The following is a 3,803-nucleotide window of genomic DNA, read 5'->3' as shown; positions in this document are numbered from 1 at the left end:
GGCCCGTTGCCGCTGCCCGCCTCCAGCAGGGTCACGAGGATGCGCGCCTCGGTCTCGGCCGCGGCCTCCTCAGCCGATATGTCCGTTTCTGACGGACATGTGCTCCATCCTCTCTTCATCGACGGAGAGAGAAGATGACCACGGAAAAACATCTTGCGCTTGAGCTCGTCGCCGTCCTTGCCAATCGCTTCGGCCCCTGCAGCAAGGTGGCCAAGGAGGTGCCGGGCTGGATTGAATACCTGACCGACGTCGAATGCCCGGAACGGCCGCGAACCCGGCCAGGGGCCGCCTGGTGGGGGAGAGTGCGGGGCCTACTGGGAGACCTGCGCAACGGCGAGGGCCCCCCCGAGGAAAACCTCGTTCGGATCAACGCTGCGCGCCTCGGGCAGCACTTCGGCCTGACCGACGTGGAGGCGCGGATCCTCGAGTTCTTCGCCAGCTATCACAGCTTCGACATGTTCGAACATGTCGTCGACCAGGCACTCCAGACGCGGGATGTGACGCTGCCCTTCCTGATCGCCCTGTTCGTAGGGGCCGACCACACGGAGATCCGGGCGGCACTCCGGCCCGATGCCCGTCTGTCAGTCTCGGGCCTGCTGCAGACCGATGGGTCCATCTTGTCCCGCCACGACATGTCCTGGTCCGTGTCGAACCGCCTCGCCAGTGCCCTGACGACCGACTTCGGTGACATCGAGGGACTTGTCGCACTCCTGTTCCCCCCAGCCCCACCGCCGGAGGCGGAATGGAGTGACTTCCAAGGGCTGGGCGACAGTGCAGCCATCATGCGGAAGCTCCTGCAGAAGGCCCTCGCCGAGGGCATGCCCGGGGTGAACATCCTGCTCTACGGGCCGCCGGGGACGGGCAAGACCGAGTTCTGCAAGGTTCTGGTCCGCGAACTGGGTGCACGCCTGCGCGCGATCGGCGAGGCAGACGAGAGGGGCCAGGAGCCGTCTCGGGGCGAGCGCCTGGCCGAACTGCGCATGGCAGGCCGGATGCTGGCATCGCGGCGCGACACCGTGCTGATGCTGGATGAGATGGAGGATCTGTTCGGGAACGGCATCATTCTTCCCTTCTCCGGGCTAGGTCAGACGTCGAAGGTCTTTGCCAATCGGCTGCTGGAAACCAATCCGGTCCCCACGCTCTGGACAACCAATTCAATCGCGCCCTGCGATCCGGCCTTTCTGCGCCGGATGACCTTCTCGGCCGAGATGCGCCCGCCCGCAGGACAGATCCGCAAACGGATCTGGCAACGCCTGGCGGATCGGCATGTAGCGACGGAGGATGTCGCGTCGATCACGTCACTCGCGGACTTCCACGATCATGCTCCGGCGTTGGTGGCGGACGCGATGCGGGTCGCGCGGGCCTGCGGTGGAGGGATCGACACCTTCAGGCAGGTCCTCGGGGCGTCGGCCAAGCTGACCAACGGGGGTGTCGCGCCGCCGCCCCGCCACCACTCGGAGGTTCTGTGGGTTCCGGCACTGGCGAACACCGATACCAGCCTGTCCCTGCTGGAGGCGCGACTGACCGCCACCCCGGAACTGCCCCGGCTGTCCTTCTGCCTCGACGGTCCGGCCGGAACGGGCAAGAGCGCCTGGGCCCGCCACCTCGCGCGGCAACTGCACCTTCCCGTCATCGAGAAGCGGGCCTCGGACCTGCTGTCGATGTGGGTCGGCGGCACCGAGCAGGCGATTGCCCGCGCCTTTGCGGATGCCCGGGCCGAGGGGGCGCTGCTGATCTTCGACGAGGCCGACAGCCTGCTCGCCGACCGGCGCAACGCCGTCCGCCAGTGGGAGGTAAGCCAGGTCAACGAGATGCTGACCTGGATGGAGAGCCATCCGCTCCCCTTCGTCTGCACCACCAACCTGGCGAACCACCTCGACCCGGCGACGCAGCGGCGCTTCACCTTCCGCATCCGGTTCGACTGGCTGCGCCCGGATCAGCTGCCGCTTGCCTGGGCCGCGCACTTCGCAGCGCCGGTCCCGGCAGAGGTCGCGGCGCTGGACCGGCTGGCCCCGGGCGACTTCGCCAACGTCGCACGCCGGATGCGCGCCCTTGGTCAGGACGACACGGCGACGATCCTGGCCGAACTGCGGCGCGAGTCCGCGGCGAAGGAAGGCGCGGCGCGGTCCATCGGCTTCGGCCGTTGACCGGTGGCGTCCGGAACAGCAAGGCTCGTCCCTGAAGGCAAGGGAGGCATCATGCGCTATTCCCGTCAGGAAGATCTGCTGCGGCTGGCGGTGATGATGCAGGGCTCGGCCGAAGGTGTGTCGATCGCCGACATCGAGCAGACCTTCGGCGTGTCCCGGCGCACGGCCGAGCGGATGCGCGATGCCGTGCTGCGCGCCTTTCCCCAACTCGAGGAGCGCCCCGGTGTGAACGGCCAGAAATACTGGCGCTTTCCGCCGGGCGCGCTGGGTAAGATGGTGGAGCCCACCGTCGACGAACTGACGGCCGGGCACCGGGCCGCCAGCATCGCGCGGCGCGAGGGCGACCTCGACACCGCTGAGACGCTGGAACGGCTGCTGTCCAAGGTGCAGGCGATGTTTCGAGACGACCGCCGCCGTCGCATCGCCGCCGATCTCGAGGCGCAACTGATGGCCGATGGCGTGGCCTTCCGCCCCGGCCCGCGCGAACGCATCGCACCCGAAATCCTGCGCAAGCTGCGCGACGCAATCCTTGCAGGGGTGATGATCTCGGCCGACCATCGCGCCCGTGGTTCTGGCAAGCTCTCGCGCAATACGCGCCTTGGCCCGATTGCCATGCTGTTCGGCGAAGGGCGGCAATACCTGCTGGCCTGGAGCGAATACCAGGACGACCTGCGCCTGTTCGCGCTGGCCGGGTTCGAGCGGATCGACCTGGAGGATGAGGTGTTCGAACGCCCCGAGGGCTTCGACCTGCAGGATTGGTTGGCCGAAAGCTTCGGCATCTGGCGCGAGGAGCCGCAGGACCTCGAATGGCGCTTCCTGCCCGAAGTGGCGGACGAAGCCGCGACCTATGTGTTCCATCCGCGGCAGGAAACCGAGCGACTTCCAGACGGATCGCTGGTTGTGCGGTTCCGCGCCGGAGGGCGGCAGGAAATGGCTTGGTATCTGGCAAGATGGGGGGATAGGGTCGAAATCATTGATGCTCATAAGCATTCGCGTTGATCAGGAACTTGAAATGCCTCAAGGCAAGAAACCAGAGCCGGAATTTGAAGTGACGCCCGAGGCTTTGAACGCGGTGAGATGTCGTGTCCCGAGACGGGTAATCTTCAACAACGAACGAATGTCAATCATCGAGACAACGCAAAGGCTTTTGGGTGGAGCAAGTACGCTCATCGAAGCGTTCGTCCGCAATCGACCGCTCTGGCAGCGTCAAGCAAGCCTCGGTCGCGCTCGGTATCTCTTGGGACTCGACCGCCCCGACAGCAGCCTCATGCAGCCACGCCTGAATTGGAAAATGTCCCTTTCCGAAAGGATCGCGACCGAGACCTTGGCGAGGCTTTTGAATGCTGGCGGAGCCCAAGCGCGGGCGCTTCGGATCGGGGCATTCCTGCGGGCTCTGGGCCTTGGCAACACCGAACTTGGCATTGACAGAGGCTGTTTGGCATCTGCGGAGGTCTTCTCTGAAGTCCCCGCGATGGATGGGCGCCGGATCGATCTCAAGTTCCTGTGGCGGGATGCCCAAGATCGAGAGCGGGTGCTGGTTGTCGAGGCCAAGTTTGAACATGTTATTACGGACGGCCAGCTTCGCTGCTATCGGGACACCACGAAGAAACACCACCCTAAAGCCGTTCACCACATAGTTCGGCCTGAACAACGTCG

General features: G+C 65.6%; 3 protein-coding genes. All 3 read left to right on the top strand.

Features of this window, described 5'->3' with window-relative positions:
• Positions 1-134 precede the first annotated feature (134 nt).
• On the top strand, positions 135-2,147 hold the full coding sequence (locus GT358_RS16220) for an AAA family ATPase (RefSeq protein WP_166583674.1): 2,013 nt from the start codon (positions 135-137) through the stop codon (positions 2,145-2,147).
• A gap of 51 nt (positions 2,148-2,198) precedes the next feature.
• Positions 2,199-3,146: a YafY family protein gene (locus tag GT358_RS16215; protein ID WP_166583673.1), complete on the top strand. Its 948-nt coding sequence runs from the start codon at positions 2,199-2,201 to the stop codon at positions 3,144-3,146.
• The coding region (locus GT358_RS16210; RefSeq protein ID WP_166583672.1) for a PD-(D/E)XK nuclease family protein at positions 3,124-3,803 on the top strand (680 nt) is incomplete at its 3' end. The genes GT358_RS16215 and GT358_RS16210, both read left to right, overlap by 23 nt.

The organism is Rubellimicrobium sp. CFH 75288 (genome assembly GCF_009904055.1).
Classification (GTDB): Bacteria; Pseudomonadota; Alphaproteobacteria; order Rhodobacterales; family Rhodobacteraceae; genus Rubellimicrobium.
Note: the sequence above shows the minus strand (reverse complement) of the source record. Positions and strands in the feature narration are given on the sequence as shown.

Excerpts from the sequence above, each read along its gene's own strand:
- GT358_RS16220 (WP_166583674.1), top strand. The coding sequence starts at position 135 with ATGACCACGGAAAAACATCTTGCGCTTGAGCTCGTCGCCGTCCTTGCC.
- GT358_RS16215 (WP_166583673.1), top strand. The coding sequence starts at position 2,199 with ATGCGCTATTCCCGTCAGGAAGATCTGCTGCGGCTGGCGGTGATGATG.